24 protein-coding genes are annotated in these 25,344 nt (G+C 65.8%); 11 read left to right on the top strand and 13 right to left on the bottom strand.

The window, feature by feature from the left end; genetic code table 11:
• Positions 1-144: 144 nt before the first annotated feature.
• Both TZ00_RS15810 and TZ00_RS15805 read left to right on the top strand, forming a co-directional pair.
• On the top strand, positions 145-399 hold the full coding sequence (locus TZ00_RS15810) for a DUF4190 domain-containing protein (RefSeq protein WP_052521638.1): 255 nt from the start codon (positions 145-147) through the stop codon (positions 397-399).
• A 72-nt stretch (positions 400-471) separates the two neighbouring features.
• A complete protein-coding gene (locus tag TZ00_RS15805) occupies positions 472-1,470 on the top strand; it encodes an LLM class flavin-dependent oxidoreductase (RefSeq protein ID WP_044443170.1) in 999 nt (332 codons plus the stop codon).
• A 15-nt stretch (positions 1,471-1,485) separates the two neighbouring features.
• Here the strand turns inward: TZ00_RS15805 and TZ00_RS15800 are convergent, their stop codons facing one another.
• Complete coding sequence (locus TZ00_RS15800; RefSeq protein ID WP_052521637.1) at positions 1,486-2,181, bottom strand: hypothetical protein; 696 nt, start codon at positions 2,179-2,181, stop codon at positions 1,486-1,488.
• A 30-nt stretch (positions 2,182-2,211) separates the two neighbouring features.
• Here TZ00_RS15800 and TZ00_RS15795 point away from each other — a divergent pair, with 30 nt between their 5' ends.
• Both TZ00_RS15795 and TZ00_RS15790 read left to right on the top strand, forming a co-directional pair.
• Entirely contained in the window at positions 2,212-2,568 is a 357-nt protein-coding gene (locus TZ00_RS15795) for an MmcQ/YjbR family DNA-binding protein (RefSeq protein WP_078714825.1), read from the top strand.
• Positions 2,569-2,602: 34 nt separating this feature from the next.
• The gene (locus TZ00_RS15790; protein ID WP_044443168.1) at positions 2,603-4,423 is read left to right on the top strand and encodes a DEAD/DEAH box helicase; all 1,821 of its coding nucleotides are present in this window, start codon (positions 2,603-2,605) and stop codon (positions 4,421-4,423) included.
• Between the two features lie 28 nt (positions 4,424-4,451).
• On the opposite strand, the gene TZ00_RS15785 is transcribed toward TZ00_RS15790, so the two are convergent.
• Together TZ00_RS15785 and TZ00_RS15780 are read right to left on the bottom strand one after the other, a co-directional pair.
• The gene (locus TZ00_RS15785; RefSeq protein ID WP_044443166.1) at positions 4,452-4,844 is read right to left on the bottom strand and encodes a PPOX class F420-dependent oxidoreductase; all 393 of its coding nucleotides are present in this window, start codon (positions 4,842-4,844) and stop codon (positions 4,452-4,454) included.
• Entirely contained in the window at positions 4,841-5,752 is a 912-nt protein-coding gene (locus TZ00_RS15780; RefSeq protein ID WP_044443164.1) for a DMT family transporter, read from the bottom strand. Before TZ00_RS15780 ends, TZ00_RS15785 begins: the two co-directional genes overlap by 4 nt.
• A 39-nt stretch (positions 5,753-5,791) precedes the next feature.
• On the opposite strand from TZ00_RS15780, the gene TZ00_RS15775 reads away from it, so the two are divergent.
• From TZ00_RS15775 to TZ00_RS15760, 3 genes are all read left to right on the top strand, one after another.
• On the top strand, positions 5,792-6,304 hold the full coding sequence (locus TZ00_RS15775; RefSeq protein ID WP_044443163.1) for a MarR family winged helix-turn-helix transcriptional regulator: 513 nt from the start codon (positions 5,792-5,794) through the stop codon (positions 6,302-6,304).
• A 68-nt stretch (positions 6,305-6,372) separates the two neighbouring features.
• Positions 6,373-7,416 (top strand): NAD(P)-dependent alcohol dehydrogenase, encoded by a 1,044-nt coding sequence (locus TZ00_RS15770; protein WP_044443162.1) that lies wholly within the window; start codon positions 6,373-6,375, stop codon positions 7,414-7,416.
• A 725-nt stretch (positions 7,417-8,141) separates the two neighbouring features.
• Positions 8,142-9,095 carry an alpha/beta hydrolase gene (locus TZ00_RS15760; RefSeq protein WP_044443160.1) on the top strand — a complete coding sequence of 318 codons (954 nt, stop codon included), beginning with the start codon at positions 8,142-8,144 and terminating at the stop codon, positions 9,093-9,095.
• Between the two features lie 36 nt (positions 9,096-9,131).
• On the opposite strand, the gene TZ00_RS15755 is transcribed toward TZ00_RS15760, so the two are convergent.
• From TZ00_RS15755 to TZ00_RS15735, 5 genes are all read right to left on the bottom strand, one after another.
• The gene (locus TZ00_RS15755; protein WP_044443159.1) at positions 9,132-9,704 is read right to left on the bottom strand and encodes an ECF transporter S component; all 573 of its coding nucleotides are present in this window, start codon (positions 9,702-9,704) and stop codon (positions 9,132-9,134) included.
• A gap of 96 nt (positions 9,705-9,800) precedes the next feature.
• Complete coding sequence (locus TZ00_RS15750; protein ID WP_044443158.1) at positions 9,801-12,110, bottom strand: beta-xylosidase/alpha-l-arabinosidase; 2,310 nt, start codon at positions 12,108-12,110, stop codon at positions 9,801-9,803.
• A gap of 4 nt (positions 12,111-12,114) precedes the next feature.
• The gene (locus TZ00_RS15745) at positions 12,115-12,990 is read right to left on the bottom strand and encodes a carbohydrate ABC transporter permease (RefSeq protein ID WP_044443157.1); all 876 of its coding nucleotides are present in this window, start codon (positions 12,988-12,990) and stop codon (positions 12,115-12,117) included.
• Positions 12,990-14,006, bottom strand: a complete 1,017-nt coding sequence (locus TZ00_RS15740) for a carbohydrate ABC transporter permease (RefSeq protein WP_139368744.1) — start codon at positions 14,004-14,006, stop codon at positions 12,990-12,992. The genes TZ00_RS15745 and TZ00_RS15740 overlap by 1 nt, the downstream gene beginning before the upstream one ends.
• An 11-nt stretch (positions 14,007-14,017) precedes the next feature.
• A complete protein-coding gene (locus TZ00_RS15735) occupies positions 14,018-15,301 on the bottom strand; it encodes an extracellular solute-binding protein (RefSeq protein WP_044443156.1) in 1,284 nt (427 codons plus the stop codon).
• A gap of 224 nt (positions 15,302-15,525) precedes the next feature.
• Here TZ00_RS15735 and TZ00_RS15730 point away from each other — a divergent pair, with 224 nt between their 5' ends.
• Both TZ00_RS15730 and TZ00_RS15725 read left to right on the top strand, forming a co-directional pair.
• On the top strand, positions 15,526-16,542 hold the full coding sequence (locus tag TZ00_RS15730) for a LacI family DNA-binding transcriptional regulator (protein WP_044443155.1): 1,017 nt from the start codon (positions 15,526-15,528) through the stop codon (positions 16,540-16,542).
• A 90-nt stretch (positions 16,543-16,632) separates the two neighbouring features.
• Entirely contained in the window at positions 16,633-19,017 is a 2,385-nt protein-coding gene (locus tag TZ00_RS15725) for an HAD-IC family P-type ATPase (RefSeq protein WP_044443154.1), read from the top strand.
• Here the strand turns inward: TZ00_RS15725 and TZ00_RS15720 are convergent.
• The 5 genes from TZ00_RS15720 to TZ00_RS15700 all read right to left on the bottom strand — a co-directional run bounded on the left by TZ00_RS15720 (position 18,999) and on the right by TZ00_RS15700 (position 22,826).
• A complete protein-coding gene (locus tag TZ00_RS15720; RefSeq protein WP_044443153.1) occupies positions 18,999-19,409 on the bottom strand; it encodes a hypothetical protein in 411 nt (136 codons plus the stop codon). The genes TZ00_RS15725 and TZ00_RS15720 overlap by 19 nt on opposite strands.
• A 37-nt stretch (positions 19,410-19,446) precedes the next feature.
• The gene (locus TZ00_RS15715; RefSeq protein WP_044443152.1) at positions 19,447-21,168 is read right to left on the bottom strand and encodes an ABC1 kinase family protein; all 1,722 of its coding nucleotides are present in this window, start codon (positions 21,166-21,168) and stop codon (positions 19,447-19,449) included.
• A 5-nt stretch (positions 21,169-21,173) separates the two neighbouring features.
• Complete coding sequence (locus tag TZ00_RS15710; protein ID WP_044443151.1) at positions 21,174-21,734, bottom strand: PadR family transcriptional regulator; 561 nt, start codon at positions 21,732-21,734, stop codon at positions 21,174-21,176.
• Positions 21,735-21,828: 94 nt separating this feature from the next.
• Complete coding sequence (locus TZ00_RS15705) at positions 21,829-22,125, bottom strand: hypothetical protein (RefSeq protein ID WP_044443150.1); 297 nt, start codon at positions 22,123-22,125, stop codon at positions 21,829-21,831.
• Positions 22,126-22,130: 5 nt separating this feature from the next.
• Positions 22,131-22,826: a HEAT repeat domain-containing protein gene (locus TZ00_RS15700; RefSeq protein WP_044443149.1), complete on the bottom strand. Its 696-nt coding sequence runs from the start codon at positions 22,824-22,826 to the stop codon at positions 22,131-22,133.
• A gap of 83 nt (positions 22,827-22,909) precedes the next feature.
• On the opposite strand from TZ00_RS15700, the gene TZ00_RS15695 reads away from it, so the two are divergent.
• Both TZ00_RS15695 and TZ00_RS15690 read left to right on the top strand, forming a co-directional pair.
• The gene (locus TZ00_RS15695; RefSeq protein ID WP_044443148.1) at positions 22,910-23,893 is read left to right on the top strand and encodes a Ppx/GppA phosphatase family protein; all 984 of its coding nucleotides are present in this window, start codon (positions 22,910-22,912) and stop codon (positions 23,891-23,893) included.
• Positions 23,894-23,976: 83 nt separating this feature from the next.
• A complete protein-coding gene (locus TZ00_RS15690; RefSeq protein WP_044443147.1) occupies positions 23,977-24,912 on the top strand; it encodes an alpha/beta fold hydrolase in 936 nt (311 codons plus the stop codon).
• The last annotated feature ends 432 nt before the right edge of the window (positions 24,913-25,344 follow it).

Here is a 25,344-nt window from a genome sequence, read left to right as displayed (position 1 = left end):
CAGCTATTCGACGCGGACTGAAACAAAAATCACCCTCGAAAGGGGGTATTCCGAGCAGTCTGGCGCCAAGAATACGGCGCGATCCGCTAAACGACGGTGATCGCGGACGATGCCGATTCGTTACCTTCGGGTAACGTGTGGACCATGGATGCGTACCCGGAGAATCCCCGAACAAACGTTCTGTCGATCATCACCCTGGTCACGAGCATCCTCGGCTTCGCCATCGTGCCGATCATTCTCGGCCATATATCGCTCGGCCAGATCAGGCGGACCCAGGAACAAGGGCGGGTGATGGCAATCATCGGGCTCGTCATCGGCTACCTGACGCTGCTCGGATATCTGATTGCCACCGCCGTGGCCGTGATCATCTTCGTCAACCACGGAATGTCAGGGGCTTGAACATCGTTGAGGTGTGAGGGTGGCGATCGTTCCGAGCGCTATCCGAGCACTCGAAACGAAAGCCGTCACACCATGTCGATTCCGCTGTCCATTCTCGATCTCGCCCCGATCGCGCCAGGTCAGACGGCACGCGAGAGCTTCGAGGGCAGTGTGGCCCTCGCCCAGGCCGCCGAACGGGCCGGATACCGTCGAGTCTGGTACGCCGAACACCACAACATGGCCAGCATCGCGTCATCGGCAACGAGCGTTCTGATCGGTTACGTCGCGGCGCACACGTCATCGATCAGGCTCGGCTCGGGCGGCGTGATGCTGCCGAACCACTCGCCATTGACGATCGCGGAGCAGTTCGGCACCCTCGAGACCCTCTTCCCCAGGCGCATCGACCTGGGTCTGGGGCGAGCGCCCGGAAGCGACCAGAAAACCATGCGCGCACTCCGTCGCGACCCGATGTCGGCCGAGTCTTTTCCCCAAGACGTGATCGAACTGCAGGGATTCCTCAGCGGCCAATCGCGCATCCCGGGCGTGCAGGCCGTGCCCCGCGCCCGCGGCATCGTGCCCCTCTACATTCTCGGCTCGTCTCTCTTCGGGGCACAGCTCGCGGCCAAACTCGGACTGCCCTACGCGTTCGCGTCGCATTTCGCACCGGATGCGCTGCACGAGGCCGTCGCCGCGTATCGCGGCGGGTTCCGGCCATCCGAGCAACTCGCCGAGCCGCACGTGATCGCGGGAGTCAATGTCGTGGCATCCGATGATCACGACGACGCCGTCGAGCAGGCGGCGACGACCCGGCGCGCCCGTGTGCGCGGCATGATCTCCCGCGGCCCCGCGACACCCGACTACAGCGACGCTCAGATCGACGAATTCCTGACGACGCCGAACGGTCGCCAGCTCGCCTCGATGATGACCTACTCCGCCGTGGGCACACCCTCAGAAGTGCGCGACTATCTCGAGGACTTCGCCCGCCACTCACAGGCTGATGAACTGATCATCGCGCACATTTCGCCTGAGCTGCCTGGACGGCTTCGATCGGTGGAGCTCACAGCCGAGGCGATGGCAGAGGTATCGGTCTAAGGGTCCTACCGTCGATCACCAGGTGCCGGCGGGTGATTCGATCACCGGCACGGGCGTGTACGACCAGTGCGCGCCGTTCGCATAGTGGCTCGTCGCCCACGGTGACGCCCAGATCGCCTGTTCGATCTGGGATGTCGGAGCGGATGACGAGAAGCCTGCCACGATGCCGGCGTAACCCGGGTTGCTATGCAGCGCCTCGGCCGCGTTCTCGGCGGCGATGACGAGGTTGTCGTAGCTGCCCAGACCGCTGTTGCCGCCAGAGCCCCAGCCGTTGTTCAGCGGATTGTTGCGGTTCCACCAGTTGTCGGGTCCGTTTTCTTGTCGCATCCAGCGCAGCATCACCGTGATGTTGTCGTCGGTGCGAGGAAAATCGCCGAGCAGCAGAACCAGCTCGGCCCAGTCGCGGTTCGTGCTTCCAGCGGCCAGGCCCTGAACGCCGGCGACGGCCGCGAAGGAATCCCGGGCGACGGAGGCCTGCGTCAGCCCCTCGGGCAGCTTGAGCACCTGCTCCGAGGCCGACCGAGCAGACGCGGCGCTCGCGGCCGCCAGGTCATCCTGAGCCGGGGCGGGCGGAGGCGCGAGCGCGCTCAGAGAGGCGAGCGCCAGAACCGCAGCCCCTGCGGTGACACCCAGGATGCGACGCGTCAGCCGTGCGCGTCTGGAGGCGGGTCGGGCGACCGGCCTCAACGGGGGCTGGTGATAGCTGTTCATGGGCGATTACGCCAACTGTACGCTCGGATCATGCAGAAGCGATTTTCGAGAGACGACATCTTCGCGGTCTGCGACGCGCTTCCGGCCACGCGGAACGAGAACCCCTTCGGTCCCGAGACGAGCGTGTACAAGGTCGTCGGCAGGGTATTCGCCATCACGAATCTCGATGGCGAGCCTGTGACGGTAACTCTGAAGGCCGATCCGCCGCACGCGGAGGCACTGGTCAGAGATCATGACTGGATCACCCCGGGGTACCACATGAACAAGCGTCACTGGGTGACGGTGACCGTCGGTCCCGACGCGGATCCGCAACTCGTCACCGACCTGATCGTCAACTCCTATGAGCGGGTCGTCGAGGGCCTGCCGCGAGCCAAGCGCCCGACCTGACGCCCGCCCGCACCGCGTGGACTACCGTTGAGGGATGGCATCCTCTACGATTTCCGGCCCGACCGAGGCCGACGCCGCGCAGGCCGAGCAGACATTCTCCGATCTCGGCCTCGACGACGCAGTGCTCAAGGCACTCAAAGACGTGGGTTACGAAACCCCCTCAGCAATCCAGGCAGCAACGATCCCCCTCCTTCTCGATGGCCGCGACGTTGTCGGCCTCGCACAGACAGGCACGGGCAAGACGGCCGCCTTCGCCCTTCCGATCCTCTCCCGTCTCGACCTCGCGCAGAAGACTCCGCAGGCCCTCGTGCTCGCTCCCACCCGCGAACTCGCCCTGCAGGTCTGCGAGGCGTTCGAGAAGTACGCCTCGCATCTTCGAGGCGTACACGTGCTGCCGGTCTACGGCGGCCAGGGCTACGGCGTGCAGCTCTCCGCACTACGCCGCGGCGTGCACATCGTCGTCGGCACGCCCGGTCGCATCATGGATCACCTCGAGAAGGGCACGCTCGACCTCTCGCAGTTGAAGTATCTCGTTCTCGACGAGGCCGACGAGATGCTCAAGATGGGCTTCGCCGAAGACGTCGAGACGATCCTTGCCGACACCCCCGACGAGAAGCAGGTCGCACTGTTCTCAGCCACGATGCCCGCCCAGATCCGGCGCATCTCGGCCAAGTACCTTCATGACCCCGAAGAGATCACGGTCAAGAACAAGACCACGACGTCGGTCAACACGACTCAGCGCTACCTCATCGTGTCGTATCCGCAGAAGGTCGATGCCCTGACCCGCATCCTCGAGACCGAGAACTTCGAAGGCATGATCGTCTTCACCCGCACGAAGAACGAGACCGAGACGCTCGCCGAGAAACTGCGCGCGCGCGGCTACTCCGCCGCCGCCATCAACGGCGACATCGTTCAGGCGCAGCGGGAACGAACTGTCAATCAGCTCAAGTCGGGCAAGCTCGACATTCTGGTGGCGACCGACGTCGCGGCACGCGGTCTCGACGTCGAACGCATCAGCCACGTCGTCAACTTCGACATCCCGATCGACACAGAGTCGTATGTGCACCGCATCGGCCGCACGGGTCGCGCCGGGCGCACGGGCGACGCGATCAGCTTCGTCACCCCTCGTGAGCGTCGGATGCTCACGGCCATCGAGCGGGCGACCCGCCAGCCGCTGACCGAGATGAAGCTGCCGAGCGTCGACGACGTGAACGCCACGCGTCTCACTCGCTTTGACGATGCGATCACAGCGGCCCTCAGCCAGCCCGAGCAGATTCAGCAGTTCCGCGACATCGTCGGACACTACGTCGAGCATCACGATGTGCCCGAGGCCGACGTGGCCGCGGCTCTGGCCGTCGTTGCGCAGGGCGACACTCCCCTACTGCTCGACCCCGAACCGGTGCGCACTCCGCGGTTCGAACGCGATTCTCGCGACCGGCCCGAGCGGAACGATCGAAACGATCGATTCCGCGATGACCGTCCGGCTCGCGCCGAGCGCGGAAGCCACGGCGACAAGTGGGAACGCCCCGACCGCAGCGACCGCCCCGACCGCGCACCGCGCAGCTCCGGAGGACCCAAGACCACCTATCGCATTGCGGTGGGCAAGCGCCAGAAGGTCGAGCCACGCCAGATCGTGGGCGCCATCGCCAACGAGGGCGGGCTGAATCGCGGCGACTTCGGCGCCATCCAGATCCGCCCCGACTTCTCACTGGTCGAGCTGCCGTCCGATCTGCCCGGCGATGTACTCGATCGCCTTCAGAACACACGAATCAGCGGCAAGCTCATCGAGCTGAAACCCGATCGTGCGGGCAACTCGGCCAAGCGTGAGGATCGCCCCCGCTACGGTCGCGACTGACCCGCGCTGAACGACTCCGTCCGACCTGCTACTGCTTCGTGCTCTTCTCGATGCTCATCACGAGAACGACGCGATCCGCGGAGTCGGGCGGCGGCGTTTGTTCTGCGTTGCCGTAACGTTTGCCGAGCACGACGTAGAACGCCCCGGTGGGGTCCGGTTCGACGGCGATGAGCCGTCCCCGCACCTCGAGGTAGCGGAACGGATTCTCCGGGTCGATCACCGAGAGACTCATCGACGAATTGTGCTGGAGGTTCCTGAACTTGGCCCTCTTCGTCGTGTGTGTGAAGCGCAGGGTGTCGCCGTCGCGCAGGAACCACATCGGATTCACCTGAACCGTGTCGTCGGGGCGGATCGTTCCCAGGTGTCCGTAGTTGGGGTTCTCGAGCAACGCCGCGTAGTCGGCGGGGATGATTTCTGTCATGCCCTCATCCAAGCACGCAGGCGCACGAGTACACGAGAGATTCCGGGTTGGCCGAGCACCACGGCAGCGAGCACGATGAGCACGCCGAGCAGTTGCCGCGGGGCCAGAAGCTCGCCGGCGACGAGGGTCCCGAGCAGCACACCCGTGACCGGGTTAAGCAGGCCGATCAGTCCGACCGTTCCCGCGCCGAGGTTGCGCAGCCCCGTGAACCACGCCACGAAGGCCACGGCCGTTCCCACGATGCTGATGTATCCGTACGCGAGCCAGGTCGTGACATCCATCGCCGGCGGCGCGCCCTCGACGGCTACGGCGACCGGCGCCAGGATCAGGCCGGCGGCGACGAGCTGCCACGCGGTCAGCGAGACGGCGTCGATGCCGGCGCTCCATCTCTGGGCGAGCACGTAGCCGAGAGAGGACATCGCGAGAGCCGCGACGGATGCGGCCACTCCGCCCGGGTCGACGGCTCGCGTTCCGGCCAGAAGCAGCAGGGCGACACCCAGGATGCCGATGGCCGCCGCGATCACCTGCGCCATGCGCGGCGTCGCGCCGAGAAGAACCCAGGCGAACAGCATCATCACCACGGGCGCAGCGGCCATGACGGTCGACGCGACGCTGGTGGGCAGCAGCTGCGCGGCCAGGTAGACCAGCACGAAGAAGGCGCCCATGTTGAGCGTGCCGAGAACGATCGCCTTCCACCACCACGATCCGTGCGGGCGGCGGCGCACGATCGCCAGCAGCAGGAGGCCTGCCGGGAGCGCCCTGGTGAGCGCGCCGTACAGCGGATATCCCTCCGGCAGGTACTCCCGGGTCACGAAGTAGGTCGTGCCCCAGGCGATCGGCGCCACCGCGGTGACCAGCGCCCAGACGCCGGGTCGGTCGGAGATGCGCGAGGTCGATATAGCTTCCATGGAAACCAATATATCTTCCTGGGAAGGTATTATGGCCACATGCGAGAAGATCCGTCATCCAGTGAATTCGACCGCGTCGCTCGGATCCAACAGGAGTGGGAGCGCGAGAGGCCGGATGTCGATGTGCGACCCCAGGGCGTGATCGGCAGGCTGCATCGCGTTGGCATGCATCTGACCGACTCGATCGTGGAGGTGTACGCGCGCCACGGCCTGGGAGAGGGTGAGTTCGATGTACTCGCTGCCCTGCGTCGAGCGGGCTGCCCCTTCGAACGCGTACCGGGGGAACTGGCCGCGCACACCATGGTGACCACGGGTGCCATCACCAAGAGGGTCGACAGACTCGAACGCGCCGGGCTCGTGGCACGCCGCGTGAGCGAGAGAGACGGGCGTTCGCGCGTCGTGGGGCTCACCGAGACAGGTCGACGCCTGATCGACGAAGTGTTCACCGAGCACATGAATAACGAGCGCGAACTGCTCGACGGCCTCACGCGCGATCAGGTCGACCAGCTCGAATCACTCCTCACGACCTGGCTGGCGCGCTTCGAAGCGTGAACAGGCAGGCCTCTAGCACAGTCCGCGCACCCGGCCACCACACGGGAATCACGCGCGATAATCGCTCTATGCCTACAGTGAACGCGTTCGCCGCGACCTCAGCCACCGAACCCCTGTCCCGAACCACCATCGAGCGCCGAGATGTCGGCGCAAAAGACGTCCTGATCGAGATCGCCTACTCCGGTATCTGCCACTCCGACATCCACACCGTCCGCGGCGAATGGGGTGACATCGCCTACCCGCAGGTGGTCGGCCACGAGATCGTCGGAACAGTCACCGAGGTCGGTACCGAGGTCACCCTGCACAAGGTAGGCGACCGTGTGGGCGTCGGCTGCATGGTCAACTCCTGCCGCGAGTGCGAGAACTGCCTCGCCGGCGAGGAGCAGTACTGCCTCAACGGAAACACGGGCACGTACGCCGCTGTCGACCGCGACGGCACCATCACCCAGGGCGGTTATTCGACCCACATCGTGGTCGTTGAGGACTTCGTACTCCGCGTACCCGAAGCCATCCCGTTCGAGAAGGCGGCTCCACTGCTGTGCGCCGGCATCACCACATACTCGCCCCTGGCCCACTGGAAGGTGGGGCCCGGATCGCGAGTGGCCGTCGTCGGCATGGGCGGACTCGGACACATGGCCGTGAAGATCGCGCACGCGATGGGCGCCGAGGTCACCGTGCTTTCGCAGTCTCTGAGCAAGCAGGAGGACGGCCTGCGTCTTGGTGCCGATCACTACTACGCCACGAGCGACCCGGCGACGTTCGGCACACTCAAGAACACGTTCGACCTCATCGTCAATTCGGTGAGCGCGAAGATCGACATCAACGCATACCTGTCGCTCCTCCGACTCGACGGCACTCTCGTGAGCGTCGGCGCACCGCCCGAGCCGCTTCCGGTGCAGGTCTTCAGCCTGTTCGGCAATCGCCGCTCGTTCGCGGGGTCGGGTATCGGCAGCATCCGCGAGACCCAGGAGATGCTCGACTTCTGCGCCGAGCACGGCATCGCGCCCGAGACGGAACTCGTCGCGGCCGACTACATCAACGAGGCGTACGAGCGCGTGCTGGCGTCTGATGTGCGCTACCGCTTCGTGATCGATGTGGCAACGCTGGCCTGATCGACGCGCTGCGCCGGTCGTCCTCCACATGCTGGAGTGCGACCGGCCTCTGCACATTATCGGTAGAACGGCGCCGGCACTGTCGCCGCCGTTCTACCGTCGAGCATGATCATCGAAGCGGGCTACGACATCGTCGAGCTGCTCATCAACGGAGTAGCGAACAGACGCAAGAAAGATACGGAAGACGTCGACGAGAACCCACTCTGGGTCCTCACAATGGACGCGCAGCTGCGGTACTGGTCGACCACGCGGGTCGTCGACCGCATGGGCTCATCGAGCGCTGAGCACGTCGACGACATCGCGCGAACGCTGAACGAGGAACCGCGTTACTCGCGGTACTACGTGCTGGCGCCTTCTCGACGGTCCCACGCTACAGCTTCCGCGACTACGTCGGTCTGGAACACCTCCCGCGGGCCGCATCCTTCCCCGGCCCACACGAGTGGTTGGATTGCCCGTGCGCGGCATGCGTGCAGCACGAAAAGCTGCTCAAAGAAATCAGGACTCGCCACAGAAACAGCACCTCGGACGCCGATTCGTGATCGACCTGGCGACGCTGTCCCGATCAATACACGGCGCAATTGGTAGCCGTACCGATCATGCGTTCCGCCCTCGTACCGCACTCGCGGTAGGGGCGACGACGAAGGTCCTCCATCGGGTGGACGCGCCTGAACCCTCCTCACGCAACCATTGTGGAGGACGCGCACCGCGCATCCGGAGAGGGACATATGAAGAGCATCGCGAAGCGATCACTCCTGGCACTTGCGGCGGTCATCGCCGCCGCATCGCTCGGATTAGCCACAACGACGGTGGTTCACACCGTAGCCACCGAGGCCGAGGCCGACAGAATCGAGGCCTACGGCCAGTCCGTCACCGTCGACGGGCGCTCGATGAACGTGCTGATCGCGGGCGACGGACCGGAGACCATCGTCCTCCTGCCGGGATTTGGAACCGCATCCCCTGTTCTCGACTTCGAGCCGCTCGTTTCGAACCTCTCACACGACCATCGGGTCATCGTCATCGAACCCTTCGGCTACGGACTCAGCGACGGAACCGAAAGCGAACGAACCACCGAGAACATCGTTACGGAGATTCACGGCGCACTCACCGAACTCGGCGCTCACCGGTACGTCCTCATGGGTCACTCCATCGCCGGCATCTATGGCATCGACTTCGCCACGAGATACCCAGACGAGGTCACCGCTTTCGTCGGCATCGACTCGAGCGCGCCCGGGCAGCCCGGCATGGACGCGGAATTCCCGATCGGCCTCATGACTGCGGCGAAGAATCTGGGACTGCTGCGACTCGTGGCCGCACTGAGCGACGACGGCTACGGCGGTGGCGAGTACTCAGAACACGCGCGCGAACAGATAGGAATGCTGAGCAATAGAAGCTCCCTCAACCCCACCTACCTCGATGAGATGACGCACATCCGCACCAATTTCGCGGCGGCCGCGAGCACGGGCTTCCCTCAGGATCTCCCCCTGCTGCTGTTCGTCCAGTCCAACAACTCGAAGAATCCGGACTGGCTCGGGCTGCACGAGCGACAGGCCTCCGAGGCGACAGACGGAACGGTGATCCCGATCGACGGAGAACACTATCTGCATCACGCTCATTCGGCGCAGATCGCCGACGAATTCAGAGCCTGGCGCGGCGCAAGGATCGAGGCAACGATACGGTGATCTGCACGCCATCGGCGAAGCGCGGCCACCCTGCGATCACTGGGCGGTCTGCGACGCCACCGATCGGGGCCGACGGCGAGCAGCGGCACCGACGCCCGCGCGCCGCAGCGCCGCAGCGATTCCGATTCCGATTGCCGTGGCGGCAACGCAGCTGGCGAAAGTCAGCGCGAAGAAGGCAATCTGGATGCCGACCGGGTAGGAGTCGAGATCGAACGACTGGCGAGCAAGGATCGGGTACGCCACGCCGACGACCACCGCGCCCGCGTAGTGCTGCCAGATCGTCCAGAACCGATAGCCGACGATGAGGAATCCGATCTCTGCGAAGAAGGCCCACCAGACATTCGTCGCGACCGTCGAGAAGCCGTAGCCCGAGAACGGAGCAAGCACCAGACCTGAGATGACGCCCACCAGCAGACCTGCACCCGGACGCTGGATCAGCCGGAGGGCGATGATCGCCGGCAGCAGCCATAGGCCGGCGATAGCCACCGAGAAGAACGGCACGGAGGCATAGAGCGCCGTCGACAGCCAATTGGCCGGCGCGAGAAGCAGTCCTCCCGCCACGCCCAGCACTGCGCAGGTCAACAAATAAGCGGTCGATGCTCGTTTCATCGTGTCTTCTTCTCCGATCGCGCCGGGTCATGGCTAAGCTTAGGCTACCCTAACTTTACCAAGATGTCCTACGGAGCGGTCGGTCGAACCGTCATCTCACGACCGATCGCGGGTGATCGTCACCGCCGTCACGGCCGGCGCATCCGCCCCGAAGAGATAGTCCTCCCCCGTCAGCCGCACGGAAGCTGTGGTCTGCTTGTCGGCGCACGATCCTCCCACCCAGAGTTCGATGTCGCCGGACTCGACGACTCGAACGAAGTCACGGTTGGTGAACCCCAGCCGTGCGGAGGGAACATCGAACACCACCTGGGCCCGTTCACCGGGTTCGAGGTCGATTCGCGCGTAGCCGAGCAGCTGCGCGACGGGACGGGTCACGCTCGCGACGACATCGTGCCCGTAGAGCTGCACCAGATCGCTCCCCGCACGCCGCCCGGTATTGCGCACGAACACGCTCGCCCGGATGACGCCATCGGTCGGCGCACTCTCCTCGACCTGCAAGTCTGTTCGATCGAACGTCGTGTATCCCATCCCGAAGCCGAAGGAGCGCACAGGCGTGCTGTCCGAACTGGTCACCTCGTTCGGCCCACCGAGGAGCGGATGCAGGTAGCTGTATGGTTGCGCTCCGGCGGAGCGTGGAAGCGAAACCGGCAGGTGGCCCGACGGGTCAGTGTCACCGGAGAGGATCGCGACGAGCGCCGCGCCGCCCTCCTCCCCCGGAAAGAACGACTGGACTACCGCAGCGGCGGCGCCCTCTCCGTCGAGCATCCAGCCGATCGCGTAGGGACGACCCGAGAGCACCACCACGATGACGGGCGTTCCCGTGGCGATGACCGCCTCGACGAGTTCTCTCTGGATCCCCGGCAGCTCGAGCGAGTCCGTATCGTTGCCTTCACCGACAGTTCCTCGGCCGAAGAGTCCGGCGCGATCCCCCACGACCACCACTGCGATGTCGCTCGCTCGGGCAGATTCCACTGCGGCGTCTATGCCCGAGCGGTCGTCGCCTTCGACAGCGCATCCCTCGTGAAAGGTGATCCGCGCATCCCGATGCCGCACGCGCAGCTCTTCAGCGATCGTTGGAATGTCGAATCCGAACGGAACGCCGGGGTGGTGCGCAAGCACGTGGTTGGCGAACGAATAGCAACCCATCAGAGCCTCGGCACTGTCGGCGTTCGGGCCGATCAGGGCGATCCTCGCCGGTGAGGCGAGGGGCAGCGTGCCGTCGTTCGACAGCAGCACAACAGACTTCTCGGCCAGTTCGCGCGCGATAGCACGGTGCTCGGCGTCGTCAAGATCGATGGATGCGGGGGGCGAGTCGAAGGTCGCGTCGAGCAGACCGAGTTGCTCTTTCTGCGCCAGCACGCGAAGAACTGCGCGATCGACGAGCAGTTCCGGGGTTCGGCCGTCTCGGACACGCTCGGCGAGAGGTGCGAGGTATGCATCGCCGCTCGGCAGCTCGACGTCGATTCCTGCCTCGAGGGCGAGATGGGCTGCGTGCCCTCGATTCTCGGCGACGGCGTGCATCGTCTCGAGGAAGGCGACGGAGAAGTAGTCCGAGACGACGACGCCGTCGAAGCCCCAACGATCGTGCAGAATGCTCGTCAGGTAGTCGGGGGTCGCCGCGACCGGCACGCCGTCGATCTCGGCGTAGGAGTTCATCACGCTGCGGACCGCGCCGGAGCGCACCGCCATCTCGAACGGAGGCAGCAGCACGTCCTCGAGTTCTCGCCGTCCGATATGGACCGGCGCGTGGTTGCGTCCGGCCTGAGACGCGGAGTAGCCGACGAAGTGCTTCAGGGTCGCGTGCACCCCGGCATCCTGCAGGCCCCGCACGTAGGCGGTGCCGATGGTGCCGACGACGTAGGGGTCTTCGGCGATGCACTCGTCGACGCGGCCCCATCGGGGGTCGCGGATGACGTCGAGCACCGGGGCGAGGCCCTGGTGCACACCGAGCTCACGCATGGAGCGGCCGATCGCGTTGCCCATACGTTCGACGAGCTGCGGATCGAAGGCCGCGCCCCAGGCCAGCGGCGTCGGGAAGGTCGCGGCCTTCCACGCAGCGAGGCCGGTCAGGCATTCCTCGTGCACAAGAGCCGGGATGCCGAGGCGGGTATCCGTCTGCAGCCGGCGTTGTTCCGACCACAGCCAGGAGGCCCGTTCGACGGGGTCGACCGGACGTGTGCCGTAGACCCGCGTGAGATGCCCGAGTCCGTGCACCGTGGCATCCTCGTATCTCGTCGACGACGCCATCTCGCCCGCCATCGGCGCGACGACCTCGTCGCCCTGGTCGACCCAGAACCCCACCAACTGCGCGAGTTTCTCTTCGAGGGTCATCTGCGACAGCAGCTCACGCACACGATTCGTTGCTCCGGGAGTCGCCGCAGCGGTCTCCACGTGTTCGATACTCATGCCGTCAGCCCTTGACCGCTCCGGTGAGACCGCCGACGATGCGGCGCTCGAAGAGACTGAAGAAGATGAGTGCGGGAATCATCGACAACGAGGTGAAAGCGAGCACCTTGGCCGTGTCGACCGCGTATTGCGACGCGAACGCCTGCGTTCCGAGCGGCAAGGTGAACGACGCCTCGCCATTCAGAATGAACAGCGGCAGGAGGTAGGCATTCCAGCTTCCGATGAATGCGAGGATTCCGACGGTGATAACACCGGGCAGTGACAGTCTCAGCACCATGCGGAAGAAGAAACCGAGCCGGCCCAGCCCGTCGATCGCGGCCGCCTCCTGCAGCTCGTTCGGGATAGCGGCGAGGAACGGTACCAAAACGATGATCGTCAACGGCAACGCGAAGGCGATCTGAGGAACGATCACGCCCGCGAGGGAGTTCATCAGGCCGAGGTCGCGCACCAGAACGTACAGCGGCGTGATGGCGACCGTGAGCGGAAACATAAGGCCAGCGGTGAAGAGCCCGTAGACGATACCTCTGCCCCGGAACGCATAGCGCGACAGACCGTAAGCAGCCATGAGACCGAGCGCGACGACGAATGCCGTCGTGCACACAGCGGTGATCGTCGAGTTGAGCACCTGGGTCCAGAAGGAACTGCTGGCGAGGACGCTGCCGAAGTTCGACCACGCCCAGGCTTGCGGGAATCCTGATGGATCGACCGTGATCTCCGAGTTGGAGCGGAAGCCGCCGAGAATGATGTAGGCCACGGGCGCCAGCATCAATCCGATCAGGACGAGGGCCACGAAGTAGGAGATCAGGCTCGAACGCCTGGTCTGTTCCGATACGCGCCGGCTTCGGCGGGGTCGGGATGCGACGGGTGCGGCGATAGCCATCAGTGTGCGCCTCCGGTAGTAGTGACCGCTGAATCGCGGCGCAGGATGAAGCGCTGGTAGAGCAGCGCGACGACGAGTGAGATGAGAAAGATGACGACCGCCACGGCATTGCCGTAGCCGTAACTGCCGGAACTACGACCGTTGGCCACCATGTAGGTCGCCATCGTCGAGGTGCCGGCGGTGCCGGCCACGTACTGCCCCCAGACGATCCAGACCAGGTCGAACAGTTGCAGCGAGCCGATGATCGAGAGGAACGCCCAGATGCGGACGGTCGGCCCCATGAGCGGCAGAACGATGTAGCGCTGAACCTGCCAGTAGCTGGCCCCATCGATTCGTGCGGCTTCAGTGATCTCGTCAGGTATCCCCTGAAGGCCAGCGAGGAACAGAATGACAGCGAATCCGACGTACTTCCACGTGATGATGACCAGCAGCGTCCAAATCGCTGCGCTGGGGTCGCTCAGCCAGTCGGTGGCGAGGCCGCCGAGGCCCACCTTCTCGAGGAGGCCATTAAGCGCGCCGTTGGACTGGAGCATCAGGCTCCAGCCGAGACCGACGACGACCTCGGAGATGACGTAGGGAACGAAGATGAGTACCCGGATCAGCGATTGGAAGCGAAGCCTGCGGTTGAGCAGAAGCGCGATTCCAAGCGCGAGTGGCCCTTGCAGCACGAGCGACATCACAACGATGAACGCGTTGTGACTGAGCGCCTCCAGGAAGGCCGGGTCGGTGAGGATCGTGATGTAGTTGCGCAGTCCCACGAAGTCGGTGGCCGGTCCGTAACCCGACCAACTGAAGAATCCGTAGTAGGCGGCCAGCGCCACCGGCAAGATGACGAAGGCTACGAACACCACGAGGGCGGGCCCGATGAGCAGAAGGAGCTCTGCTCGCTTGGGCCAGCGGGAACGCGCCCGTGGGGGTGCGCCCGCCGGGGGCAGCGCCTGAGCGCCTCCCCCGGCTGGACTCCGGCTGCCCCGCGCAGCTTCTTTCGTGTGCATTTCGTCGCGCAGGACAGCCATTCTTGCTTCTCCTAGGACTTCGCTGCGGCAGCGTTCACAGCGTCGACGATGCTCTGAGCATCACCCTTGCCAGCGAACATGTCGACGACGGCCACGTTGAGCGCGTTACCGACACTCTGTCCATACAGCGTGTCTAGCCACACGCTCACATAGGGAGCGTTGTTGTAGGTAGCCAGGATGTCCTTCAGCGCGGGGTCGGAGACGGAGGACTGCGCCTCGGTCGATGCGGGCAGGGTCTGGAACGCCGTGGCGTACGCCTCCTGGTTGCTCTTTTCGACCATGAAGTTAAGGAAGTCGACGCACTCCTTCGGAGCGTTGACCCAACAGGTGAAACCGTCGACACCGCCCATCATGGCGCCGGTCTCGCCCTTGCCGCCCGGCACCTCGGGGAACGGGAACCACTTGAGATCGGCCAGGGGCTTCTCATCGGGGGTGAGAGATGCGATGACGCCTGGATCCCACGCACCCATCAGCTCCATGCTGGCCTGCTTATTCGCGATGAGGCCGGCAGATGAGCCCGCGCCCTGCTGCGCGGAGGTGGTGAGGAATCCATCATTGAACGGCTCCGTCTTGATGAACGACTGCAGGTTCTCACCGGCCTTCAGCCAGCAGTCATCGTCGAAGTTGCGACTCTTGGCTGCCTCGTTGAGCACATCTTGCGAGCAGGCACGCAACGCGAAGTTGTAGTACCAGTGGGCCGCAGGCCACGCGTCCTTAGCCCCCACAGCGATGGGGTCGATACCCGCTGCTTTGAGCTTCTCGTCCGCCGCCTCGAGGTCGCTGATCGTCTTCGGAGGCGACGCGACGCCTGCCTGGGTGAACAGATCAGACGAATAGAAGAATCCGGAAGGGAGCACCGCCGTGGGCACTCCATAGTTCTTACCGTCGATCTCGAATGCCGACAGACTGTTTCCGACGGCCTTCTTCGTTGCGTCGCTGAGCCCTGATGTGAGGTCCATCGCCTGGCCGGCCTTCACGACATCCGCGAGCTTGCCACCACCGCGAGCCATAAAGACGTCAGGAGCATCGCCAGAGTTGAGGGCGGTCTGCAGCTTGCCGTCCATCTCCTCGTTCTGGATCGACTGGATTTTGACAGTGACGTTGGGGTTCGCTTTCTCGAACGCGGCCGCCGTGTCGTCCCAGTATTTCTTTCCGTCGCCGGTCGTGGAGTTCTGCCACATCGTCAGCGTGACTTTTCCGTCGGACGAGTCGCTCGATCCGGCACTGCATCCGCTGAGCGCGAGTGCGCTCAGAAGAATCGCGGCCGAGCCAGCGACGAATTTGGTGAGTCTCATTGTGATTCGAACCTGCTCTCTTCATTGAGGGACGCCCGCGGCTGTGCGGACGCTTTGCTGGTGCACGGGTGGTGCGGTGTGCCCTCCCACCGAGGACCTGGATGTATCAGGATCCGAGGCAACGCTGTCTGATCGGGCGTGATCAGTGTGCGTGACCGCACAAAGGTCGTCAAACGTTTTCGAAATCATTTTCGCACGCCCGGAATCAGCACTATGCTCGGCCCATGATGGCGAGGGCGACAATCCACGACGTCGCTGCGGCGGCGGGCGTTTCGGTAGCCACCGTGTCGAAAGCGGTCAACGGCAGATACGGCGTATCGGCAGTCACCACAGATCGTGTTCTCGAGGCGGTGGCAGCGCTCGGATACGAGTCGAGCCTCGTCGCGAGCAGCATGCGCTCACGACGGACGGGCGTCATCGGGGTGCTCGTGGCCGACTTCGAGCCGTTCAGCGCCGAGGTGTTGAAGGGCGTCGCGGTGGGCCTGCGCGATTCGCGGTACGACCTGCTCGCCTACAGTGGATCGCGGCGCGGCGAGGGCGAGGGCTGGGAGCGGCGCTCTCTCAGTCGCCTGAGCGGCACCCTGATCGACGGAGCCATCATCGTGACCCCGACGGTCGTCAACGTCGCCGCCGATGTTCCGATCGTCGCGGTCGACCCGCACACGGGCCGCGCAGATCTCCCGACCGTCGAAGCCGACAGCCGGAGCGGTGCGTTCGAGGCGACCGCCTACCTGGTCGGGCTGGGCCACCGACGCATCGGTTTCGTATCGGGCCGGCCCGACCTCAAGTCGTCGCGCCTCCGTGACGCCGGATACCGCGAGGCCCTCGTCGCGGCATCCATTGCCTTCGATCCCGGGCTCGTTCGCGTTGGTTTCTACGAGGCCGACACCGCGCGCCGCGCGGCGCAGGAACTGCTTATGCAGCGCGACCGCCCCACGGCGGTCTTTGCGGCGAACGACCTCTCTGCGATCGCGATCATCGAGGTCGCTCAGTCGCTGGGTCTCGAGGTTCCGCGCGATCTGTCGGTCGTCGGCTTCGACGACGTGCCCGAGGCATCCCGTCTCGCTCTGCCCCTCACGACCGTTCGTCAGCCTATGCAGAGCATCGGTCAGGCGGCCGCCCGCATGCTCACCAGCCTGATGGATGGCGAGACCCTGGCGTCGACGCATGTGCTGCTGCCGACACGGCTCGTCGCCCGCGCCACGACCGCGCCCCCTCTGTCGATGTCGACGGAGAGGTGAAGATCCACGCGATCTGAGCCTTCTCGACGAGCAGCCCCAGCAGCGCCCGGAACTCGGTTGCTACAGTGAGCCGAGGTCGAGGGGGCGCACGTGACGGGGTCGGGTCTGAGTTCGATCGAGGTGGCAGAGCGCGTTGCCGACGGCAAGACCAACTCGTTCGTGCAAGACACGAGTCGCAGCGTCTGGAGCATCGTACGAACGAACGTGCTCACACTGTTCAACGGCATCATTCTCGTCTGCTTCCTGGTACTCCTCGCGATAGGGCGGTGGCAAGACGCGCTGTTCGGCTTCAGCGCGGTGGCCAATGCGGTGATCGGCAGCGTTCAGGAGTATCGGGCCAAGCGCGCTCTCGACCGGCTGGCGGTTCTGAACGCGCCGCACGCCCGGGTTCTGCGAGAGGGCTCCCAAGTAGAGATCGACATCGCCCTCGTCGTCGTCGACGACACGCTCGTGCTGCGCGCGGGCGACCAGGTCGCCGCCGACGGGATCGTCGACGCCTCGAGCGGCCTGCAGGTCGACGAGTCGATGCTCACCGGCGAATCGGATGCCGTGGAGAAGATTCCCGGAGATCGCGTGCTGTCGGGCTCGGTCGTCGTCGGGGGCGAGGGCACCGCGGTCGTCGACCGGGTGGGCGCGGATTCGTTCGCGAACTCGCTCTCGGCGGAGGCCAAGCGGTTCTCCCTCGTGGCGAGCGAGTTGCGCTCCTCGATCAACCGAGTGCTGAAGTGGGTGGCCTGGATCGTCGGTCCGGTGGCGCTCCTGGTGCTGAATGCGCAGATGATCACGCAGGGCGGCTGGGTCGACGCGGCCGCGAGCGGCGGGTGGCGCATCGCGGCGACGGCGACCATCGCATCCGTCGTCGCCATGGTGCCCCTGGGCCTCGTTCTGATGACGAGCATCACGTTCGCCGTCGGAGCGGTCAAGCTCGCGAGGCAGCAGATTCTCGTGCAGGAGCTTCCCGCGGTCGAGGGCCTCGCCCGGGTCGACATGATCTGTCTCGACAAGACCGGAACCCTGACCCAGGGCGACATCGTGTTCGACGCGGCACACGTGCTCACGGCGGTCGCAGGCTGGGAGAGTGTGCTCGCCTGGTACGGGGTGCAGAACGACGCGAACGCGACGGCGCGCAGCCTCTCCTCGCGTTTCACGGACTCTCCACGCAAGGCCGTTATCGATCGGGTTCCCTTCTCCTCCGCCCGCAAGTGGAGTGCCGCGACCTTCGACGACGGCATGTGGATTCTGGGCGGACCCGAGATGGTCTTCCCTGGCCACGACTCCCCCGGCGCCGATCGAGAGGGTCTTGCAACGATGGCGGCCGAGCTCGCGGCCACCGGTCGCCGAACCCTCGTTCTCGCTCACGGGTCGCCGCCCATCGACGAGACAGTCCCCGCCGACGCGGTGCCGGTCGCGCTCCTGACGTTCCGCGAGAACATCCGTCCGGATGCCGCCGAAACGCTCCGCTACTTCGCGGCCCAGGGCGTGGGCGTGCGCATCATCTCGGGCGATAATCCCCAGACCGTCGCGGCCATCGCCCGCGAGGTCGGTCTCGACGCGCCCCGCGGTTTCGATGCGCGGCAGTTGCCTGACGACGATGACGAGCTTCTCGAGGTGTTGAACGAGCACATCGTGTTCGGCCGGGTCACGCCAGATCAGAAGAAGCGCATCGTGGTGCGACTCAAGGCAGCCGGCCACACGGTCGCCATGACCGGTGACGGCGTGAACGACGCGCTCGCGATCAAGGAGGCCGACATCGGGATCGCGATGAATTCGGGAGCCGCGGCCACGAAGGCGGTCGCCCGGCTCGTGCTGCTCGATGGGCGTTTTTCGCACCTGCCGAGCGTCGTCGCAGAGGGTCGCCAGGTGATCGCGAACATCGAGCGCGTATCGATGCTGTTCCTCACCAAGACCGCCTACGCCACCTTCCTCGCGATCACCTTCGGCATCCTGTTGCTGCCGTTCCCGTTCCTGCCTCGACAGCTGTCTGTGACCGACGGTCTCACCATCGGCATCCCGGCGTTCTTCCTCGCCCTGCTGCCGAACGCGCAGCGCTACGTGCCCGGCTTTCTGCGCCGTTCGCTCACCTTCGCCATTCCGGCCGGTGTCGCCGCGACGCTCGGCATTGCCGCCTACGCGCGGCTCGCAGCGGGCCAGCAGATCCCCGAAGCCGAGATTCGCACCGGTTCGACACTGATCCTCACGATCATCGGACTCTGGATCCTCGTGGTGCTGTCACGCCCGGTGACCCGGTTCAAGGGCGTCGTGATCGGCGCCATGATGGTCGGCCTCGTGCTGGTATACACGGTGCCGATCATGCGGGAATTCCTGCAGCTCGTCGACCTCACACTGCCGACGGCGCTGCTCGTGCTCGGAGCATCGCTGGTATCGATCGCCCTGATCGAGATCGTGCGCTTCGCCCACCGCAGGATCGCTCGCCGCGACGCGGAGCCGGCTGTGAGTCAGCGCGGGGCGAAGTAGCGACGCCCGGCGCCCGTCCACAGCGGCAGGATGACGGCAGTCGACGACACAAGCTGCACCGCGACGCCAGACCAGTCGCCGTCGCCCGCGACGACCAGATCGACGAGCGCAAGAACGAGCGTGAGAAGCAGCACGACGGTCGCCGACACCCGAGACGCGTGGCTGCCCCGGGCAACACCCGACGCGAGCGCAATCACGAAGAGTCCGAACAGGATCATGCCCGCGCCGAAGAGCGACACGAGCAGGCCGATGTCGCCGGTCGGCGCGTCGGGGATGTACCGGATGAAGAGAGTCAGGATGCCGAGGGCGATCTGGGCGACCCCGCCCAGATACATCACCGCCACGGCGACGGTGACGAAGCCCGGCCGAACCCGTGAAGTGCTCTGAGTCATACCGCTAAGAAAACCACGGATGCTTCGGCGGCGCGCATCAACCCTGTCGCCGCCCCGAGAAGACGGCGTGCAGCAGCGGTATCGCCGACACGGCCATGAGCACGGTGCCGAACACCGTGTCGTCGGCGCGCACGAGGGCTCCCGCGATCAGTAGTGCTCCGAAGAGCAACGCCGATACGAGCCTGCGAGCCGCGTGCTCGAGTCTGATGACCCGACGTTCGAGCCCCGGGTTGGCAACAGCGACGGAGCCGTCCTCGATGCGGGCGACGAGACCGTCGATGCGCTTGGGGAGCCTCCAGACGAGGGCGGCGTTGTCGAGCGCCTGGCGCCCCAGGTCGCCCACCACGTTGCCGCGTTCGTCGCGAATGAGCTGGGCAGCGTACGGCTCGACTGAGTCCCAGAGGTTGAACGAGGGATCGAGCGCGCTGCACACCCCGGAGGTCAGTGACATGGCGCGGATGATGAGCAGGAAGTTCTCGGGCAGCTGGAACGGCAGCGACCTGACGACGTGTCCGAACTGGTCGGCGAAGTCGCGGAATTCCCGGGGGTCGACCTCGCGCAGCTCGGCGAACCCCATGCCGCCGAAGCGGGCGAAGAGCTGCGTCATGGCGCGTTCGAGTTCGGTGGTGTCTGCAGACGGCAGCAGCACGCCCACGTCGCGGATCGCATCCACCAGGCCTTTGCCGTCGCGCGAGGCAGCGGCGATCAGCAGCTTTCGCAGCCCGCTGCGCGTGTTGCCGGGAACCTCGCCCATCATGCCGAAGTCGATGAAGGTGAGCTTCCAGGTCGTCTTGCCCGACGCATCCGGCCCACCGCCCGTGGGGGTGACAAAGATGTTGCCGGGGTGCGGGTCGGCGTGGAAGAAGCCGTTCGTGAACAGCTGGTCGAACATCACAGCGGCGAAGACCGGCGCGACCTCGGCGGGATCGATGCCGGCGGCCCGGAGCGCGGCGGCATCGGTGATCTTGATCGCGGTGACGTCTTCGAGCGTCAGCACCCTGCGGGTCGTGCGCTCCCAGACGATCGACGGCACGGCCACCCGGTCGTCGCCGGCGAAGTCCTCGGCGAACCGCTCGGAGCTCGCCGCCTCGTGCAGGTAGTCGATCTCCTCGAGGCTCGTGGCCGCGAACTCCTCGACGAGGGTGGGCATGTCGACGCGGTCGGAGACGAGGCGCACGTGGCTCAGCCACCCGCCGACCTTGCGCAGCGCCGCCAGGTCGACGTCGACGATCTCGTCGATTCCGGGTCGCTGTACCTTGAGCACGACCCCCGTGAGGCCGGTGTCGACGGCGGCCGTCGGTGCGAGAACGGCCCGGTGGGCCTGGCCGAGGGATGCCGCGGCGACGGGCGTCTCGTCGACTCGCGCGAACGCCGTCTCAAGCGACACGCCCAGCTCGGCCTCCGCGAGCGCCCGGATGGCCGCGAACGGAACCGCGGGAACCTCGTCTTGCAGGCCCTCGAGTTCCTTCGTGATCTCAGGCGGAAGCACGTCGAGGCGCGACGACATGAACTGGCCCACCTTGATCATGAGCCCGCCGAGGTCGACGGCGAGCACATGGAAGCTGCGCGCGAAGCGCTGCATGCGCCTGGCCCGTGTGCGCTCCGCGACCCTCAGCAGGCCGATGCGGGGCAGGAACAGCTCGAACCACCAGGTCACGGCCAGGTGCCAGGCCGAGAAACGCAGGATGCGGCGGTACCGCGCACGCGTGTTGCCGGCGCCGGCCGCGAGGTCTGCCCGGGCCGGACTGACCGACGTCACTCCCGTCAGTCCTGCGCGAGGATCGAGTACAGGCGACGACGGGCGTCGTCGAGCACGGCGACGGCCTGCTGCACCTGCTCCGGCGTGCCGGTGCGACCTACCTGGGCGGCGGCCTGAGCGAGCTCGACGCCGGACTTCGGCAGGGCGCCGAAGCTGGGGCCGTCTTCCTTCGTGTCGGTCGACGCCCAGGGGGTCGAGGTGCCGTCTGTGTCGACGACCTGTCGGCCTGCGTCAGTGAGGGCATAGGTCTTGCGCCCATTCGACTCCTCGGCGCTCACGAGCCCCTCGTCGGCGAGCAGCTGCAGGGTCGGGTAGACGCTGCCGGCGCTGGGCTTCCAGCTGCCGCCCGAGCGCTCCTCGATCTCGCGAATGATCTGGTAGCCGTGCATGGGCTGTTCGGCGAGCAGCGAGAGCACGGCCGCGCGCACGTCACCCTTGCCCATGCGGGTGCCCGCTCCGGCCTTCTTCTCGAAGGTGGCGCGCAGCTGCTCCATGGCCTGCCACATGCCGTCGGCGTTGCCGAGGTTGCCGAGGTTGAACCCGCCTGAGGGGAATGAGTTGCCCATGATGTCCTCCAAATGAACTCGCGAACGATAGTCAACGATATATCGGCAAGCTGACAGATGGCTCCGTGTTCGAGGGATTCCCGGCGGGCTATTCTCAGTCCCTGTCGCTCTTCTCGAAGTAGAGAGACAGGAAGATCGCCATGACCGCGGCTCCCGCTCCGACGGCCGCATTCTCGCCGGCCGTGCGGTCACGACGAAGAAGCGCCGATCCGGCCGCGGCGTTCAGTGCGCTCCACACCACGTTCACCGTCGGCGACGAGAGCCCGCGGCCCGGTGGACGCGCGAACGGCGACGGGAAGCGCCGTCCCTGCACCCCGGCGACGCCGTGCGGCACCGCGTTGACGAGAAAGACACCGGCAGCGAACTGCCTCAGGATCGTGGACCGTGACATGCGTCCTATTCTGCGTCTTCGACGTGGGGCGCATGCGTCGAATCAGCCGATTTCTCGGGCTCATCCGGTCGCGTGACCACCCTCATGGCTTCGAAGATCGCCTCGTCGAAGTAGTCGTCGGGGTCCTCGATCAGCCTCTCGATCGCGAGCGCGTGCGCCCTGACGACCTCACTCGGATGGATCCGTGCCGCTCGGAGCGCCGGAACGGCGTGATCGCCGAGCTCCGCGAGCGCCCGGGCGAGACTCAGCTGCACGTCGCGATCGCCGCGGCCGAGCTGCGTGCTCAACACCGTCGCCACCTCCCCCTCCTGGCCGACCGGCACGAGAATGACCCCGGCCCGCCAGGCCGCCCGCGCGACCGACTCGTCGGCATCCTGTATCGCCGTCTCGGTGACGGCAGCCCACCCGCGCGGGTCGCCCACCTTCGACAGGCTGTGGAAGGCCTGGCTGCGCGCCTGTGGCACGGCAGATGTCGTCTCGGCGATCAGGCGTGGCACGGTGAGGTCGGCCGGATGCCGCGTCAAAGCCCAGGTGAGCATGTCGCGCACGAAGAAATCGGCTTCGACAGCACAGCGTTCGACGAGGGCGTCGACGTACTCGTCGCGCGGATAGGTACCGGCCGAGAGCGCCGCCTGCAGCCGTATCGAGGCGTCCGCCGAGTTCAGGGCGCCGCGCAGCGCCTCGTCGGGTCGCGTGTTCATGACTTCCTCATGCATGCCAGTCAACACTGTCGGGCACCGGGTCGTGCCTGTATGACGCGTGCGCGGGCAATAGACTCCGGGTCATGCGCCTCGGAGTCATCGATGTAGGGTCCAACACCGTCCATCTCCTGGTTGTGGACGCCCATCCCGGGGCGAGCCCCGTGCCCTATCACTCCCAGCGCTCCACGCTGCGGCTCATGCGCTATCTGGATGCCGATGGTGCGATCGTCGACGAGGGCGTGCTGCGCATCGTCGCGGCGGTGAAGGAGTCGGCCGAGACCGCCCGCGATATCGGGGTCGACGACCTCATCTCCACGGCCACCAGCGCGATCCGCGAGGCGACAAACGGCGAGGAGGTGCTGGCTCGGATCGCGCGGGAGACCGGGGTCGAGCTGCACGTGCTCTCCGGCGAGGACGAGGCGCGCATCACGATGCTCGCCGTGCGGCGCTGGCTCGGCTGGTCGGCGGGCGAGATCCTGCTCTTCGACATCGGCGGCGGATCGTTCGAGATCGCCCAGGGCGCCGACGAATACCCCGACGTGCAGGCTTCTCTTCCCCTCGGCGCCGGACGCACGACGGTCGGGTTCCTCGCGGAGGACCCGCCTCAGCGCGCCGATATCTCGCGGTTGCGCGCTCACGCCCGCGCCGAGCTGACTCAGCTGCGAAATGAGTTGTTCGCAGACCGGCCTCGCCCCAAGCGAGTGGTCGGCACCTCCAAGACGATTCGATCGCTCGCCAGGCTGGTCGGCGGTCCGCCGGATCCGGTGACCGGCGATCTGGCCCAGCTGCACTACGCGGGCCTGCGCGAGTGGGAGCCGTCCCTGCGCGCGATGACAGGCGCCGCGCGCGAGCACCTGCCCGGCATCACTCCCGAGCGCGGATATCAGATCCTCGCCGGCGCGGTTGTGCTGCGCACGGCCATGAAGGTCTTCGACGTGCAGACGATGACGATCTCGCCGTGGGCACTGCGTGAGGGAATCGTGCTGCGCTACATCGATGCGCTCGACGGACGCGACCGCCCCTTCGGCGCGCGTACTGCGTCCGCGGTAGCCGCAGCGGAAGAGTGACCCCTCTGGGCTGACGCGCTCGACTCCCGTGGCCAGGACCATGGGATGGGGGGCGAATTCCTGTGTCCCCGCGAGAGGAACACATGAAGACATTTGCTCGAAGAGCCCTTCTGGCCGTAACCGCCGTCGGTGCGGTCCTGGCGCTCGGACTGGCGACGACCACGGTCGTGCACGCCGTTGCGTCGTCGGTTGAAAGCGACCGGATCGAGCCGTACGGCACTCCGGTCACCGTCGATGGAAAGCAGATGAACGTCGTGGTGACCGGCGAGGGCCCCGACATCGTGCTGCTCCCCGGATTCGGCACGGCCTCCCCCGCGCTCGACTTCGCGCCCCTCGTGGCGGAGCTCGCCGTCGACCACCGCGTGACCGTGGTCGAGCCCTTCGGCTACGGCCTCAGTGATGGCACGGATGCCGAGCGCACGACCGCGAACATCGTCACGGAGATCCACGACGCGGTGACCGCTCTGGGCCTCGAGCGCTACACGCTCATGGGTCACTCCATCGCCGGCATCTATGGCATCGAGTATGCGAACCGCTATCCCGACGAGGTCACGGCGTTCGTCGGCATCGACTCGAGTGTTCCCGGCCAGCCGGGCATGGATGCGGAGTTCCCGACAGGCCTCCTCGCCGTGGCGAAGAACCTCGGCCTGGTGCGCCTCGTGGCCGCCGTCAGCGGGGACGACTACGGCGACGCTGCATACTCCGACCACGACAGGGAGCAGCTCGCGATGCTGAGCAACCGCAACTCGCTGAGCCCGACCTATCTCGACGAGATGGCGCACATCCGCACGAACTTCGCGGATGCTCTGGGTACGGGATTCCCGAAGGGGCTACCACTGTTGCTGTTCGTCGTCGCGAACAATGAGAGCAACCCGGGCTGGCTCGGGCTGCATGAGGAGCAAGCGGCTGCGGTGTCGGATGGGACGGTGGTGCCGATCGATGGGGAGCACTACCTGCATCACGCGCACCACGACGAGATCGCCACGGGGATTCGTGAGTGGAGCGATACCAGGGGGTAAGGCACGTCATATCGACAGTGCTTGCCCCCTACATGTGCCGCTCGAGTCAGCTCAAGGTTTCCAAGCCATGGGGCGGCGTGGCAGCAATCGGCGATGTGATTCCGGCCGCGAAGCCGAGTGTCACGAGACCGGCAACGAAGTTATAGGCGAGATCACAAACCAGGTCACGACCACAGTAAGGATAATGAACGGCGTAAGTCGTCCAACCCAAGAGGCCGTCGCGCTGGGTACTGGTCCTTCGTCGCGGGTGTTCGCTGTCTGTGTTGTGCAGATGGCGGCTCCGACGAGGACGAAGAAGATCTGTGGTCAGACGGCGTCGAATGGCATGTATGCGTTCTCGATGACTACTGGGGCCGTCAATCAAATGCTCCAGCGCATGACGATGCCAAATCGGCCCCTAATAAGCATCGGCTTCGCGAGACAGTCGAGCGT

The organism is Agreia bicolorata, assembly GCF_000938265.1.
Taxonomy (GTDB): domain Bacteria; phylum Actinomycetota; class Actinomycetes; order Actinomycetales; family Microbacteriaceae; genus Agreia; species Agreia bicolorata.
Note: the sequence above shows the minus strand (reverse complement) of the source record. Positions and strands in the feature narration are given on the sequence as shown.